Annotated in this window: 12 protein-coding genes and 1 pseudogene; 7 read left to right on the plus strand and 6 right to left on the minus strand. The window is 63.5% G+C overall.

The genetic code is table 11. From position 1 onward, the window contains the following. Positions 1-121 precede the first annotated feature (121 nt). Positions 122-907, minus strand: a pseudogene (locus tag ACP159_RS20590) (ABC transporter ATP-binding protein); the annotation flags it as partial. Positions 908-988: 81 nt separating this feature from the next. After that, positions 989-2092, minus strand: a complete 1104-nt coding sequence (locus ACP159_RS20595) for a polyamine ABC transporter substrate-binding protein (protein ID WP_425101598.1) — start codon at positions 2090-2092, stop codon at positions 989-991. Between the two features lie 134 nt (positions 2093-2226). On the opposite strand from ACP159_RS20595, the gene ACP159_RS20600 reads away from it, so the two are divergent. After that, entirely contained in the window at positions 2227-2898 is a 672-nt protein-coding gene (locus ACP159_RS20600) for a GntR family transcriptional regulator (protein WP_425101599.1), read from the plus strand. Positions 2899-2984: 86 nt separating this feature from the next. After that, positions 2985-4388: an aspartate aminotransferase family protein gene (locus ACP159_RS20605; protein ID WP_425101601.1), complete on the plus strand. Its 1404-nt coding sequence runs from the start codon at positions 2985-2987 to the stop codon at positions 4386-4388. A 157-nt stretch (positions 4389-4545) separates the two neighbouring features. Here the strand turns inward: ACP159_RS20605 and ACP159_RS20610 are convergent, their stop codons facing one another. The 4 genes from ACP159_RS20610 to ACP159_RS20625 all read right to left on the minus strand — a co-directional run bounded on the left by ACP159_RS20610 (position 4546) and on the right by ACP159_RS20625 (position 7399). Next, positions 4546-5139 (minus strand): VPLPA-CTERM sorting domain-containing protein, encoded by a 594-nt coding sequence (locus ACP159_RS20610; RefSeq protein ID WP_425101602.1) that lies wholly within the window; start codon positions 5137-5139, stop codon positions 4546-4548. Positions 5140-5241: 102 nt separating this feature from the next. Then, complete coding sequence (locus ACP159_RS20615; RefSeq protein WP_425101603.1) at positions 5242-5964, minus strand: STAS/SEC14 domain-containing protein; 723 nt, start codon at positions 5962-5964, stop codon at positions 5242-5244. Positions 5965-6090: 126 nt separating this feature from the next. Then, positions 6091-6468: a rhodanese-like domain-containing protein gene (locus tag ACP159_RS20620; RefSeq protein WP_425101604.1), complete on the minus strand. Its 378-nt coding sequence runs from the start codon at positions 6466-6468 to the stop codon at positions 6091-6093. A 34-nt stretch (positions 6469-6502) separates the two neighbouring features. Then, positions 6503-7399: an MBL fold metallo-hydrolase gene (locus ACP159_RS20625; RefSeq protein ID WP_425101605.1), complete on the minus strand. Its 897-nt coding sequence runs from the start codon at positions 7397-7399 to the stop codon at positions 6503-6505. A gap of 397 nt (positions 7400-7796) precedes the next feature. Between ACP159_RS20625 and mutL the strand changes: the two genes are divergently transcribed. The 5 genes from mutL to aceF all read left to right on the plus strand — a co-directional run bounded on the left by mutL (position 7797) and on the right by aceF (position 15939). Further along, positions 7797-9653 carry a DNA mismatch repair endonuclease MutL gene (mutL, locus tag ACP159_RS20630; RefSeq protein ID WP_425101606.1) on the plus strand — a complete coding sequence of 619 codons (1857 nt, stop codon included), beginning with the start codon at positions 7797-7799 and terminating at the stop codon, positions 9651-9653. Beyond that, entirely contained in the window at positions 9650-10810 is a 1161-nt protein-coding gene (locus tag ACP159_RS20635) for a DNA recombination protein RmuC (RefSeq protein WP_425101607.1), read from the plus strand. The genes mutL and ACP159_RS20635 overlap by 4 nt, the downstream gene beginning before the upstream one ends. Position 10811: 1 nt before the next feature. Continuing rightward, positions 10812-11738: an ornithine cyclodeaminase family protein gene (locus tag ACP159_RS20640; protein ID WP_425101609.1), complete on the plus strand. Its 927-nt coding sequence runs from the start codon at positions 10812-10814 to the stop codon at positions 11736-11738. 264 nt (positions 11739-12002) lie between these two features. Next, positions 12003-14660: a pyruvate dehydrogenase (acetyl-transferring), homodimeric type gene (aceE, locus tag ACP159_RS20645; protein WP_425101610.1), complete on the plus strand. Its 2658-nt coding sequence runs from the start codon at positions 12003-12005 to the stop codon at positions 14658-14660. Positions 14661-14682: 22 nt separating this feature from the next. Next, complete coding sequence (gene aceF, locus ACP159_RS20650) at positions 14683-15939, plus strand: dihydrolipoyllysine-residue acetyltransferase (protein ID WP_425101611.1); 1257 nt, start codon at positions 14683-14685, stop codon at positions 15937-15939. The last annotated feature ends 10 nt before the right edge of the window (positions 15940-15949 follow it).

Genomic DNA, 15949 nt, shown 5'->3' on the forward strand with positions numbered 1-15949 from the left:
TGCCATAGGCGTTGGGCTGCGGACGGCGTGCGTCGTCTTCCGGCGCGGGCGCTTGCGGATCAGCGACCTGCGGCTCCGGGACTTTCTCCGGCTCGGTGCCCGGCAGCGGAGCAGTGGTCGCGCCGCGGGCCCTGGCCGTGCCCTTGATCAGGTTCACGTCGCCGATGAAGTCGGCAACGTAAATGCTGTTCGGCGCCTCGTAGATCACGTCCGGCGTTGCGACCTGCACGAGCCGTCCCTCGTCCATGACGGCGACGCGCGAGGCCACGGTCATCGCCTCTTCCTGGTCGTGGGTCACGATGACGAAAGTGGTGCCGGTCTTTTCCTGGATGTCCATCAACTCGAACTGGGTCTCCTCGCGGAGCTTCTTGTCGAGCGCGCCGAGCGGCTCGTCGAGCAGCAGCAGCTTCGGCGCCTTGGCGAGCGAGCGGGCCAGGGCAACCCGCTGGCGCTGGCCGCCAGAAATCTGGTGGGGTTTTCGCTTGGCGAACTTGGTCAGGCGCGTCAGTCGAAGCATCTCCTCGACCCGCGCCTCGATGGTCGCCTTGTCCTTCGACTCGCGCTTGAGGCCGAAGGCGATGTTCTCCCAAACGGAGAGATGCGGGAAGAGCGCGTAGCTCTGGAACATCATGTTCACGGCCCGCTTGTTCGGGGGCACGTCGTCGATGACCTGCCCGCCGAGCAGGATGTTGCCCTCGGTCGGGGTCTCGAATCCCGCCAGCATCCGCATCATCGTCGTCTTGCCGCAGCCCGAAGGGCCGAGCAGCGCGAAGAATTCTCTCTCAAAAATCTTGAGCGACAGGTTGTCGATCGCGGTAAAGTCGCCGAACCGCTTGGTCACGTTGCGAAATTCGATCAGCGGTTTCTGGTCCGGATCGGTCCAGGGTGCGAAAACGGATGCGGCCATGGGGGCTCCCGGTCGTGAAAAGCCGCGCGGGAAAAAGAGCCCGCGCGGGGGTGTTGCGTCAAATCACTGTGACAGGGCGCATCAGGTGCCCGACTTGACCTTGGTCCAGAGGCGCGTGACCGTGCGGTTCAGCTTCTGGTCGTAGGGCGAGACGGTGTAGAGGTTCTCGAGGGTCGCCTCGTCCGGATAGATCGCGGTGTCGCCGATCACATCCTCGTTCAGGAACTCCTGCGACGCCTTGTTGCCGTTGGCATAATAGACGTAGTTGGAGGCCGCGGCCATGTTTTGCGGGTCCATGATGAAGTTCAGGAACTTGTGCGCCGCGTCCGGGTTCGGCGCGTCAACCGGGATCGCCATGTTGTCGAACCACATCAGAGCGCCTTCCTTCGGCGCGTTGTAAGCGACCTCGACACCGTTGTCCGCCGCGGCTGCGCGGTCGCGGGCCTGAAGGATGTCACCGGACCAGCCGAAGGCAACGCAGATGTCGCCGTTCGCCAGCGCGTTGATGTACTCCGAGGAGTGGAACTTGGAGATGTAGGGACGAACCGCCATCAGCACCTCTTCGGTGCCCTCGATGTCGGCCACGTCCTGGCTGTCCGGGTTCTTGCCCTGGTAGGTCAGGACCGCCGGAAGCACCTCTTGCGGCGTGTCGAGCATGTAGACGCCGCAGGACGCCAGCTTTTCCATGTTCGCGGGGTCGAAGATCAGCGCGAGGCTGTCTATGGGCGCGTCCTCGCCGAGGACTTCCTTCACTTTGGGAACGTTCACACCGATGCCGGTGGTGCCCCACATGTAGTTGATCGCGTATTCGTTTCCGGGGTCGTACTTGGCCACGCGCTCGTTGATCACGTCCCACATGTTCACGAGGTTCGGCAGCTTGTCCTTGTCCAGTTTCTGGAAGGCCCCGGCCATGATCTGGCGCTGCAGGAATGTGCCGGTCGGCACCACCACATCGTAACCAGAGCCGCCTGCAAGCATCTTGGTTTCCAGGAGTTCGTTGCTGTCGAAGACGTCATAGATCAGGTCGATGCCGGTTTCCGTCTCGAACTTCTCGAGCAGGCTCTCGTCGATGTAATCCGACCAGTTGTAGACGCGGACTTCCTCGGCGGCGGCCATTCCGGCCACGAGCGCGAGGCCGGCGGTGCAAGTCATCAGGGTTTTCATGGTTTGGCTCCCTTGGGTCATTGGGGTCTTGCGCCCCTTGGCCTCTGAATTTGATCAAATGCCGCCTTGCTTGGCAAGCGTTTCGATGTTTCCATGCCATGGGGCGCGGTGCAAGATGTGGCTGCGCGGTGATTGGGCGGGTTGCGGAGCCGGTGATGAATATTCAGGCAGGCAGGGGGAGTGGCGCAGGTCTTCCGGTGCACGAGCAGGTCTACCGACGGTTGCGGGACATGGTGCTGTTCGGCGATCTTGCCCCGGGGCAGGCGGTCACGATCCAGGGCCTTGTTGCGGAACTCGACACTGGAATGACACCCGTTCGGGAGGCGCTGCGTCGGTTGACGGCGGAAGGCGCGATGGAAGCGCTCGGCAACCGAAGGATCGTGGTGCCGGAACTCGGTGCGGCGGCGATCCGGGAATTGACGGAGGCGCGGATCGCCCTTGAACCGCTACTGGCGAGCAAGGCCGCCCGGCGGGCGACGGATGGCGACGTGGCGGCGCTTGCCGCGATAGACGCCGCACTGGATCAGGCCATCGCGCGCGGGGACATAGGCGCGTACCTGAAGGAAAACTACCAGTTTCACGTGTATCTGAACGATCTGGCGCAGGCGCCGATCGTCACGGCCATGGTCGAAGGGCTCTGGCTGCGCTTCGGGCCATCGCTGCGCGTGGTGTGCGGACAGGTCGGCACACGCAACCTGCCGGACCGTCACAAGGAACTGCTCGCGGCCCTGTCCCGGCGTGACGGCGCAGAGGCCGCGCGGGCCATGGAGAGCGACGTATGTCAGGGGATGGACCTGATCCTCGGGGGCCTCCCGCCGCAGGACTGATTGCCGCGCGTCGACCCGGCGATTCGATTGACAGTGCGGAATTTGATCATATTCTTCGGACAAGCTGAATTCGAAGGAGATCCGCCATGCCGAATCTGTCGACAAACACACCCACCGCAGAGTTGCAGGCTGCCGATGCGGCGCACCACATGCACCCGTTCACCCATGCCGCCGGGCTGGCGAAGAAGGGCGCGCGGATCATCACCCGGGCCGAGGGCGTCTGGCTCAATGACAGCGAAGGGCATCGCATCCTCGACGGCATGGCGGGACTGTGGTGCGTGAACGTCGGTTACGGTCGCGAGACGTTGGTGGAAGCGGCTGCCAAGCAGATGCGTGAACTGCCGTTCTACAACACCTTTTTCCAGACCTCCCACGTTCCGGCCATCGCGCTGGCGGAGCGGCTGGCGCAGCTGGCGCCGGGCGATCTCAACCACGTATTCTACTCCTGCTCCGGTTCGGAGGCCAATGACACGAACCTGCGGCTCGTGCGCACCTACTGGGCCGAAAAGGGTCAGCCGGACAAGCAGTGGATCATTTCCCGCTGGAACGCTTACCACGGATCGTCGGTCGGCTCCGGCTCGCTGGGCGGGATGAAGGGCATCCACGCGCAGGGCGGCATGCCCATTCCCGGCATCGCCTACATCGACCAGCCGAACTGGTGGTCCGAAGGCGGGGATCTCTCGCCGGAAGAATTCGGCCTCGAACGCGCCCGGCAGCTGGAGGCAAAGATCCTCGAGCTTGGCCCGGAGAACGTCGCGGCTTTCATCGCGGAACCGGTGCAGGGTGCGGGCGGCGTGATCGTGCCGCCGGACACCTACTGGCCGGAGATCCAGCGCATCGTCGACCAGTACGGAATCCTGCTGATCGCCGACGAGGTGATCTGCGGGTTCGGGCGCACGGGCAACTGGTTCGGTTCGCAGACCATGGGCATCCGCCCCGACATCATGACCGTGGCGAAGGGGCTCTCCTCCGGCTATCAGCCGATCGGCGGCAGCATCCTGTCGGACAAGGTCGCCGAGGTCATCGGCAACTGCGAGTTCAACCACGGCTACACCTACTCGGGGCACCCGGTGGCCTGCGCCGTGGCGCTGGAGAACCTGCGTATCCTCGACGATGAGGGTATCGTCACCCGCGTGCGCGAGGAGACCGGCCCGTACCTCAAGGAGAAGTTCGAGAGTCTGACCGAGCATCCGCTGGTCGGCGAGGCGAAGATCGTCGGCATGATGGGCAGCATCGCGCTGACTCCGGATAAGGCGTCGCGTGCCGCGTTCGAAGCCGAGGCAGGGACTGTCGGATACATCACGCGCGAGCGGTGCTTTGCCAACAACCTGATCATGCGACACGTGGGCGACCGGATGATCATCTCGCCGCCTCTGGTGATCTCGAAGGACGAGATCGACGAGCTGATCAAGCGGGCCTGGCAGTCGCTGGACGAGGCGCACGTCAAGCTGAAGGACGAGGGCCTGATGAAGGCGGCTGTCCGGAACTAAAGAGTCCCGCCTTAAACCTGAGCCACAAATACCCTGTCGCACCTGCGGTGCTATCGGGACATTTGTGGCGCAGGATGATTGAGGTAAAAGGCGGGACGCTGTAAGTCCGTTCTGGCGTGGGAAATCAAACGCCCCGGTTCGTGCCGGGGCGTTGCGTTCACGCCTTGCGGCGGCGCACCAGGGCGAGGATTCCGAGCGCACCGGCCAGGACCGGAAGACCCGCGGGGAGCGGGACAGGGCTGACAAGTTCAAGCGTAAAGGCCTGCCCCCAACCGGACGAGCTGACGTAATCCGTGGAACAGCAAGCCCCGGTCAGCCCGCCGTTGTCGCCCCAGAACCCGATGTGAATCCGATCGTCTCCGGGTATCGTCGTGGCTGGCCAGAATGTCGCGCTGCCGCCCATGTGGTTGGTGTAATACGCGGGCGCGATGAATGTCCCGGCGGCGGAGTTCGACCACAGGTGCTTGTCGAAGGACGTGAGCATGTCGAGGAGCGAAAAGCCGGAGGCCGGCCGGAAAAAGTCGGCAACGGACCCGATGGTCATTTTCATCGTGACGTCGCCGCCATAGGTCCCGAGATCCGCAGCAATGTAATTGGCGTCCCCCGAAGTTCCGTAGCCGGTTCCATAGTTGCTCGCCGTAAACGGGACACTCCCATCGTTCCGGGCGATCAGGGTCGCGGCTGCGGCTGGAATGGCGGACGTCGCAAGACAGAACATGATTGCAGCGACGTGGCGGACGTTGGACAACATGGGTAATCCCCCCTTTTTTCTGAACAGTGAGCGTTCAGGGTGGAGGGATCGTCCCTTTGAGACAAGCCTTTGAAGGTTGTCAGGCTTGCCCTGGCTCGACCATCAGGCCTTGATCCAGGCCTTCGCCCCTTCGAAGTCATCGGCGTCAAAGTACTTGGTCTTTGCCCCGGACACCGCGCCGAGGACGCTCTGGCCCAGCCGCTGCCACGCCTTGTCGCCGACGATGGCGGCACGGTCGATCAGATCATAGTGGTTGCGAGCGATGGCGAAATGCGCCCGCAGCCCGGCGAGTCCCTGCCAGCCATCGAACTCGCGCAGGTCGAGAAGCAGCCTGAACCGGTCGTTGTTCCGGACGAAGGCATTCATGTCCTGCTCTTCGTCGTCCATCACCTTCGGATCGAGCTTGCCGAGCAGAGCGACATGCAGCACTCCGTCACCGAGATCGGTCTGGTGCACCGAGCCGAGCGATTGCGAGAGCCAGCGCCGGGCGTCCTCCTCCTCGCGCGGCAGGAACACCCCCACCGGGCAGGGCGAGAGGATCGACAGCCCGCGTGCCATGCGCGGAATCCAGCCCGGTTTGGCGACGAGCGCAAGCCGGTCGAACCCGTTCCAGTGCCGCATCCCGAACTCGGCGTCGTCGAGCAGCGCTTTCAGGCTGAACTCCGTGTCGTCGGCGAGAATGGTCAGGGCGCGGATGTGGGCGTGCTCCTCGATCGCACGGTCCATGGCGGGTATCAGAACGTCCTTGTAGTCGTCATCGGTGACTTTGCCCGAGACGCGTACTTCGTAGTGACCGGCCGTGGGGAGGGGGGTGACGGTGATCATGATCGTTCTCCTGTCAGAGGGCAGCAGTGCCCTTGCGACAAAAGATGCGCCGTCGGTCCTGTCATTTCAATGATCTCGGACAAGGTTGGCGCCCCGCCAGACCGGGACGCCGGGTTCGGCACGCTGCTACGGCTGGACCATCTGCGGCGCGCCCGTGGCCATGTTGGTGCCCATGTAGGGCTTCTGCGCACTCTTCCACGCGCCGAAGCCGCCCTCCATGTGGGCGATCCTGTCAAAGCCCTCGGCGATGGCTTTGCGCGCCACCTTTTCCGAGCGCATGCCGGAGCCGCAATGGAAGACGATGCGCTTGTCGGTCTGGCCCGGCAGGGAAGCACAATCGACGAAGGACATCGGCAGCAGCAGGGCGCCGGGGATGTGTTCGAACATGTACTCCTGAGGTGTGCGCACGTCGATCAGCACGATGTCGTGGTTTTTCAGGGCCTGCTGGACTTCGTCCACGGTCCAGGTTTCCAGTGTTGCGCCGTCGGCGGTTTCGGTTTTCATCGCGGTTTCCTTTTTTCTGGTGTCCGAAAGGGTGTCAGAACTTGTTCGCGGGGATCTTGAAGTAGCTGTGCCCGTCCGCGTCCGGCGGCGGCAATTGCCCGGCCCGCAGGTTCACCTGCAAGGCGTAGAGCATCCGATCCGGCAGGGCGAGCGTCGCGTCCCGCGCGTTGCGCAGTGCGCGGAAGTCGGCTTTCGTGACGTCGCCGCCAATATGTGCGTTGTGGCTCCGGTGCTGCGCGACGCTCGCCTCCCACGCCGGGTCCTCGCGGTCACCGACCGGCGGATAATCGTGGCCGACGAACAGACGGGTGTTGTCCGGCAACGCGAGAATGGCCTGCAAGGAACTCCAGAGGTCCTCCGAGCTGCCGCCGGGGAAGTCCGCGCGGGCTGTGCCGCTATCCACATGCATGAAGGTGTCATGCACGAAGGCGGCGTCGCCGATCACGTAGGTGATGGAGCCAAGGGTGTGGCCGGGGCTGAGCATGACCGATACATCGAGATTGCCGAGCGCAAAGCTGTCGCCATCGGCAAACAGGCGGTCGAAATCGCGGTCCGGGTCGAAGGCGTCCGGCAGGTTGTAGATGTCGCGCCAGAGCGCCGCGATCTGGCGCACCTTCTCGCCGATGGCATTGGGCGCGCCGGTCTTTTGACGCAGCCAGTGCGAGGCCATCATGTGGTCGGCGTGGGGGTGCGTGTCGAGCACCCACTCGACGATCAGGCCCTTGTCTTTCACGAAGCGCAGCACCTTTTCGGCGCTGTCCGTTCGGGTTCGTCCATGCGCGGGGTCGAAATCTAGAACGATGTCTATCAGCGCGGCCTTCTTCGTCGCCGGGTCAGCGGCGACGTACATGATGGACCCTGTCTCCTGGTCATGAAAGCCTGTCACCTCCGGCGACGATGCGCCGGTGGAAGGGCTTGTTCGGTTGAACATGGAAACGTCCTCCTGTCGCGTTAGACCTGCATTTGTATTCCATCTTTGGAATGTCAATGCGGCGACAGGCGAAAAGTTCCGGAGTTCAACCGGATCGGTGGATCAGCCGGCCTTGTGGATCGGTGACCAAGGGCGGAACCAGGTCTTGGCGAAGGGTTCGCCATAGATCTGGGCGATGGTTTCGAAGGTGATCAAGGGCACCAACATGGGACGACTCCTGGATAGATCATGTTCCGTTAGATAATCGTTACGGAAATTATATGTCAAAGACCATGCGACCAAAGTTCTAATATTTCATAACCGGTATGCCATTTTGGTAACTCTTTTTCGTGACCCATCGCGGGACCTTGCAAAAGGGGCGTTTCAGAATCAGAAGTGGGCTGCTAGGTTTTGTGGAATGAACTCTCACGCCCCCAACATGCGCCCCCAAATCCGTCAACTCGACGATTCCGCCATCAATCGGATTGCGGCTGGGGAGGTGGTCGAACGGCCTGCTTCCGCGGTGAAGGAGCTTGTCGAAAACGCCGTTGATGCCGGGGCGCGGCGCATCGGGGTGGAGATTGCCGACGGCGGCAAGACCCTGATCCGGGTGACGGATGACGGCTGCGGAATGACCGCGGAGGACCTGCCGCTGGCGCTGTCACGCCATGCCACGTCGAAAATCGACGGCTCGGACCTGCTGAACATTCATTCCTTCGGCTTCCGCGGCGAGGCCCTGCCGTCGCTTGGTGCGGTCGGGCGGCTCTCGATCCAGAGCCGCGCGCGGGGCGAGGAGGCCTGTGAACTGAGCGTGCACGGCGGTGCCCTGTCCGCCTTGAAACCCTGCGCCCTCAATGCCGGAACCGTGGTGACCCTGCGTGACCTTTTCTATGCCACGCCTGCCCGGCTGAAGTTCCTGCGAACCGACCGGGCGGAGATGCAGGCGATCACCGACGTGGTGAAGCGACTTGCCATGGCGGAGCCGTCGATCGGCTTCACCCTCAAGGACGTGTCTGGCGGCCAAGACCGGGTGGTATTCCGCAGCGATCCCGAAACCGGCGACCTGTTCGACGCCCTGCGCGGGCGGCTCGGGCGGGTCATGGGGGCGGAGTTCATCGAGAACGCCCTCGCCATCGACGCGGAACGGGAGGGTTTCCGCCTGACCGGCTACGCTGCGCTGCCGACCTATTCGCGGGGGACGGCCATTGCGCAGTACCTCTTCGTCAATGGCAGACCGGTGCGGGACAAGATGCTGATCGGCGCATTGCGCGGCGCCTACCACGATTTCCTGTCCCGGGACCGGCACCCGGCAGTGGCCCTGTTCGTGGACTGTGACCCGCACAAGGTGGACGTCAACGTGCATCCGGCCAAGTCGGAAGTGCGCTTCCGCGATCCAGGGATCGTGCGCGGCCTGATCGTCTCGGCGCTTCGCCACGCACTGGCGGAGGCGGGCCACCGGGCGTCCTCCACCGTTGCCAGCGCAACGCTTGGCGCGATGCGGCCGGAAATCACCGAGCCGCGCGTGTACCAGATGGACCGCCCGTCCGGGTTCGCCCGGGGTGTCTCCTACGCGATGCAGGCCCCCGAGCGGCCCGTGCCGGAGCCGGGTTTTGCCGAGATGGCCAGCGTCTACTCGGGGCGCGTTGTCGAAGACGTGCAGCAGGAGGTCCCGGAACAGGTCCGGGACACCGTATCGCGTCCCTTGGGTGCGGCACGGGGGCAGGTGCATGAGAATTACATCATCGCTCAGACGGCAGACGGCATCGTCATCGTCGACCAGCACGCGGCGCATGAGCGGCTGGTCTACGAGAAGCTGAAAAAGCAGATGGCGGCCAACGGCGTCCCGGCGCAGGCCTTGTTGATCCCGGAGGTCGTGGATCTGTCGCCCTCCGACCGCGACACCTTGCTGGCGGTTTCAGACGATCTCACCCGTATGGGCCTTACCATCGAGCCGTTCGGCGGCGGCGCGGTGGCGGTGCGCGAGACGCCCGCAATCCTCGGCGAAATCAACGCAAGGGCGCTGATCGAGGACATCCTCGACGAGCTTTCGGACGAGGGGCAAAGCCAGCTAGTTCAGGAGAAGATCGAGGCGATCCTGAGCCGCGTGGCATGCCACGGCTCGATCCGCTCCGGACGGCGGATGCGCGGCGAGGAGATGGACGCGCTCTTGCGGGAAATGGAGGCCACGCCGCATTCCGGCCAGTGCAACCACGGACGGCCGACCTACGTCGAGTTGAAGCTGTCGGACATCGAGAGACTGTTCGGGCGCACATGATCCAGTTGGGCGACAGGATCATCCCGCTGGACGATCCGCTGGTGCTGGCGGGGCTGGGCCTCGGGGCGTTGGTGCTCCTGCTCCTCGTGATGGCCGTGCGGGGCGCGGGGCGGTCCGCCGCGGCGGTGGAGCCTCTGGTCCGGCAGATGAATGCGCTCAACCAACGGGTCGCCGGCCTGTCAGACGGGCAGGAACGGCTGTCCGGAGGGCTGATCGGGGTCAGCGAGGCGCAGGCGCACAGCCAGACGGCCATGCTGCAACTCATGGAAAAGCGGCTCTCGGAGGTGCAGGAGAAGATGGGCGAGAGCCTGACGGGCTCCGCGCAGCGCACGGCCAAAAGCCTCGGTGCCCTGCAGGAGCGCCTGCAGGTCATCGACGAGGCGCAGGCGAACATCTCCAAACTGTCCGGCGATGTGCTGTCGCTACAGGACATCCTGTCGAACAAGCAGACTCGGGGGGCGTTCGGCGAGATCCAGTTGCGCGATATCGTGGGCAAGGCCCTGCCGTCGGACAGTTTCACGATGCAGGCGACGCTGTCGAACGGGCGCCGGGCCGATTGTCTCATCCATCTGCCGCAGCCTCCGGGGCCGATTGTCGTCGATGCGAAGTTCCCGCTGGAAGCCTACGAGCAACTGCGGCGTGCGGATACGCCGGAAGCCCTGATCCGGGCGCAGGGTCAGATGCGCATCGCGATCCGCAGGCACATCCGGGACATTTCGGAGAAATACATCCTCGAAGGCGAGACGGCGGACGGCGCGCTGATGTTCCTGCCTTCCGAAGCGGTCTATGCCGAGTTGCATGCCAACTACCCGGAGATCGTCCGCGAAGGGTTTGCTGCGCGGGTCTGGATCGTTTCGCCGACCACCTGCATGGCAACGCTCAACACCATGCGGGCGATCCTGAAGGACGCGCGGATGCGCGAGCAGGCTGGCGCGATCCGGCGCGAGCTGCATCTGCTGAACGGTGATCTTGAGCGGCTCGGCACGCGGGTGGCCAATCTGGACCGGCACTTCGGGCAGGCCGCGAAGGACATCGAGGATATCAAGATCAGCGCCGAGAAGGCGGGGAAACGCGCTACGCGGCTCGATCGCTTTGACTTTGAGGAATTGCCGGGCGACAGTGAGGGGCGTTTACCGCTAACAGAAGCCGGAGAGTGACATGGCCTTTGCCCCGACAGTCCTGAGTGATGAGGATCTGAAAGGGCTTGGTCTGACGCCCGCCGATATCGTCGATGCGATTGCCGGCGCGATCCGGGACAAGGCCGCTGGCGCGCTCGTCACTACCCCCAAAAGCGTGATCCAGCCCGGCGACGGGCGGTACATGATGTCGACGCTGGCCACCGGCGATGTCACGGTGATCAAGGCGGTGACGGTTTGTCCGGACAATCCGGGGCGCGGTCTGCCGTCGATCACCGGGGCGATCATGGTGCTGGACGCGCACACCGGCGAATGCCTGGCGCTGATGGATGCGGAATGGATCACGGCGGTGCGCACGGCGGGCTTGTCGGCGGTTGCGGCGCGGGTGTTGGCGCGGCCCGAGTCAAAGGTGATGAGCTTTGTCGGCTGCGGCGTGCAGGCGCGATCGCATCTCGAGCTGTTCAGCGGTCTCTATCCGCTGGAGGAAATCCGGTTGTCGGGGCGGGGCCAGGCAAACATCGACGCGTTGATCGGCATGGCCAACGGATTGGGGCTGCGTGCGGTGGTTTGCGGGTCTCCGGGCGACGCTCTGGATGGCGCCGACATCGTGGTCAGTTCGATCCCCATCACCTACAGCGGCAAGCCGTTTCTCGATGCAGGGGTGCTGAAGCCCGGCGCTCTTGCGGTCATCACCGATGCCGCCAAGCCGTGGGACCGCGCCACGTTCGACGCCTTCGGCACCGTCGTGGTGGATGACCGGGAGCAGGAAACGGGCATGCCGGAACCGATGGTTCCGGCGGGGCGCATTGCGGCGGATCTGGCGGAAATGTTGCAAAATGGCGTGTCGCCGGGCCTTGCTCCACGCGCTTTCATGTTTCGGGGAATCGCCGCAGGAGACTATGCTCTGGCTGCAAGGGTGTGGACGGCTGTCCGGTCGCGCCCTAGCTGAACGGTGAACGATGGAAAGAAAATTGCGTAGGAAAATCGCAGAGTAACACATCGTTTAATATTGAACCATTGCCATGCGTCTGGTGCATGGATGCTATGCGAGTGACCATCTGCCCAGCAGACAGGCAGGTTGCTACACACGACGCCAACGATGTTCAGCCACGGGAGGGGCAGGCATCAGGCCAGAACCTCCCGTGGAAAACTGATAATGGTTTAGCGTTAAACCATTGTGCTTGTGCCAGGTGCGCAGAAAGGGAAGAGGCCCATGAAAGACACTCCGCAGGATATTGATCCGGTCGAAAGCCAGGAATGGCAGGAGGCCGTAGAGGATGTTATCGAACGCGACGGCGCCGACCGGGCGCACTTCCTTCTGGACAAGGCCGTGCAGCGGGCGCGGGCTGCCGGGGCGAAACTGCCTTTCTCGTCGACGACACCCTATCAGAATACGATTTCCCCGGATGACGAAGTCGACATGCCGGGTGACAGCGAGATGGAATGGCGCATCCGCACCATCAACCGCTGGAACGCCATGGCGACCGTGGTCAAGCGCAACAAGGAATCGAGCGAATACGGCGGACATATCGCCTCCTTCGCCTCATCAGCCGCGCTCTATGACGTCGGCCTGAACCACTTCTGGCGCTCGAAGTCCGCCATCCACGGCGGCGATCTCGTCTTCTTCCAGGGCCATGTGGTTCCAGGCATCTATGCCCGAAGCTTCATGGAAGGTCGGATCAGCGAAGAGCAATTGAAGAACTTCCGCTCCGAAGTCGCCGGTGGCGGTCTGTCGTCCTATCCGCACCCCTGGCTGATGCCGGAATACTGGCAGTTCCCGACCGTCTCCATGGGTCTCGGCCCACTGATGGCGATCTACCAGGCGCGGTTCATGAAGTACCTCGAAAACCGGGGTCTGATCGAAAAGCAGGACCGCAAGGTCTGGGCCTTCCTCGGCGACGGCGAGATGGATGAGCCGGAATCGCTTGGCGCGATTGCGCTCGCGGCCCGGGAAGGTCTCGACAACCTGATCTTCGTGGTAAACTGCAATCTCCAGCGCCTCGACGGCCCGGTGCGCGGAAACTCGAAGATCGTGCAGGAACTCGAAGGCAACTTCCGTGGCTCCGGCTGGGATGTGATCAAGCTGCTCTGGGGCAAGGGTTGGGACGACCTGCTGGAGAAGGACACCTCCGGCAAGCTGCGCCAACTGATGGACGAGACCATCGACGGCGATTACCAGACTTTCAAATCCAAGGACGGCGCCTACATCCGCGAGCATTTCTTCGGCAAGTATCCGGAGACGGCGGAGCTGGTGAAGGACTGGACCGACGACCAGATCTGGGCGCTGCGCCGCGGCGGTCATGATCCGAAGAAGGTCTACAACGCCTTCCTGCGGGCCACCAAGGCCGAGGGCCAACCCACCGTGATCCTCGTCAAGACGGTCAAGGGCTACGGCATGGGCACCGCCGGTGAGGGTCAGAACACGACCCACCAGCAGAAGAAGATGCAATTCGACCAGCTCAAGGCGATGCGCGACCGCTTCAAGATCCCGGTCACGGATGAGGAGCTCGAGAAGGACATTCCCTTCGTCAGCCTCAACAACGCGCAGAAGGCCTACATGGCCGAGCGCCGCAAGGAGTTGGGCGGGGTCTTCCCGAAGCGCGAGACCCAGTCTCCGAAGCTGGAGATCCCGGCGCTCGATGCCTTCAAGAAGGAACTGCAAAGCACCGGGGATCGCGAGATTTCCACCACGATGGCCTTCGTGCGCATCCTGACGACGCTGCTGCGCGACAAGAAGATCGGCAAGCAGGTCGTCCCGATCGTGCCGGACGAAAGCCGTACATTCGGCATGGAAGGCCTGTTCCGCTCCGTGGGCATCTACAACCCGCTGGGCCAGAACTACACGCCCGAAGACCGCGACCAGATGATGTTCTACAAGGAGAGCAAGGACGGTCAGGTGCTTCAGGAAGGCATCAACGAAGCGGGCGCCATGGCGGACTGGATCGCGGCGGCCACCGCGTATTCAAACCACGGCGTGCCGATGGTGCCCTTCTTCATCTATTACTCCATGTTCGGTTTCCAGCGGATCGGCGACCTTGCCTGGGCGGCGGGCGACAGCCGTGCCCGTGGCTTCATGCTTGGCGGCACGGCGGGCCGCACGACGCTGAACGGCGAGGGGCTCCAGCACGAGGACGGTCACAGCCACATCCTCGCCGGGACCGTCCCGAACTGCATCAGCTATGACCCGACCTTCTCGTATGAAGTCGCGGTCATCGTGCAGCACGGCCTCAAGCGGATGTACGAGGATCAGGAGGATGTCTTCTTCTACCTCACGCTGATGAACGAGAACTACCAGCATCCGGACATGCCGATGGGCGCCGAAGAGGGCATCATCAAGGGCCTCTACCGGATGCAGAAGACCGCCCGCCCGAACAAGAAGCACGTCAACCTGATGGGCTCCGGCACCATCCTCGTGCAGGCGATCAAGGCGGCGGAGATGCTGAAGAACGATTTCAGCGTGACCGCCGACATCTGGTCCGCGACCTCGTTCAACGAACTGGCCCGCGACTGCCAGGACGTGGCGCGGTTCAACCGCCTCAACCCCTTCGCCGAGCAGCGGACCTCCTACGTCTCGCAGACGCTCGACGGGGTGAAAGGGCCGATCATCGCGGCGACCGACTACATGAAGAACTATGCCGAGCAGATCCGGGCCTGTGTCCCGGGCCGGTTCACGGTCCTCGGCACCGACGGCTTTGGCCGCTCCGACAGCCGGGTCAACCTGCGGCGTCACTTCGAGGTGGATGCGAACCACATCGCGGCGGCGGCCATGGTGGACCTGTGGCGCGAGGGGGCTGTCTCCGACAAGGATCTCGAGGCGGCTTTGAAGAAATACGACATCGACGGCGGCAAGCCGAACCCGCGCACGGCGTGAAGTGGGACAGGAGGAATAGGAAATGACAACAGAAGTTAAGGTCCCCGATATCGGTGATTTCAAGGACGTGCCGGTCGTTACGGTGCTGGTCTCCGTGGGCGATACCATCGCCGTCGAAGATGCGATCTGCGAGTTGGAAAGCGACAAGGCGACGATGGAGGTGCCTTCTTCGCATGCGGGTGTGGTCAAGGAAATCCACATCAAGGAAGGCGACAAGGTGTCCGAGGGGTCGCTGATCCTGACCATCGAGGCTTCCGGCGCCTCCGAGGCTCCGAAGGAGGAAACGAAGGAAGCGCCGAAAGCAGAGGCGCCGAAGGCGGCTCCGGCTCCTGCGGCAACCCCGGCCTCCTCGCCTGTGACCGACGCGGGCTTCTCCAAGGTCCATGCCTCGCCCTCCGTCAGGGCCTTCGCCCGTCGGGTCGAGGTCGACCTCAACACCGTCAATGGCACCGGGCGCAAGGGCCGCATCCTGCGCGAAGACGTTGAAAAGGCGATGAAGTCGGCCGTTGCCCCGGCGGCCGCCGGTGGTGCGCAGGGTGGCATGGGCATTCCGCCGATCCCGGTCGTCGACTTCTCGAAGTTCGGCCCGGTGGAAGATGTGGAGATGCCGCGGATCAAGAAGATCTCCGGCCCCGCGCTGCACCGCTCCTGGCTCAACATCCCGCATGTCACGCACAACGACGAGGCGGACATCACCGAGCTGGACCAGTACCGAAAGGAGATGGACACGCAGGCCAAGAACGACGGCTACCGCGTCACGCTGCTGTCCTTCGTCATCAAGGCCAGCGTCTCGGCGCTGAAGACGCATTGGGAGTTCAACTCGTCGATCCATCCCGATGGCGACAAGCTGATCAAGAAGGACTTCTACAACATCGGCTTCGCGGCGGACACGCCGAACGGCCTGATGGTACCGGTCATCAAGGACGCGGACCGCAAGGGTCTCGTGGAAATCTCCAAGGAACTCATGGAGTTGTCCGAGGCAGCCCGTGACGGCAACCTCAAGTCCAAGGACATGCAGGGCGCGACCTTCACCATTTCCTCGCTTGGCGGCATCGGCGGAACCAGCTTCACGCCCATCGTCAACGCGCCGGAAGTGGCGATCCTCGGCCTGACCCGCTCGAAAATGGCGCCGGTCTGGAACGGCAGCGAGTTCGAGCCGCGCCTGATGCAGCCGCTCTCGCTCTCCTACGATCACCGCGCCGTCGACGGAGCCCTTGCCGCACGCTTCTGCGTGACGCTCAAGACGCTGCTCGGCGACATGCGCAAGCTGATGTGGTGAGGTGAAGACA

Source organism: Tropicibacter sp. S64 (genome assembly GCF_049803835.1).
Classification (GTDB): domain Bacteria; phylum Pseudomonadota; class Alphaproteobacteria; order Rhodobacterales; family Rhodobacteraceae; genus Pacificoceanicola.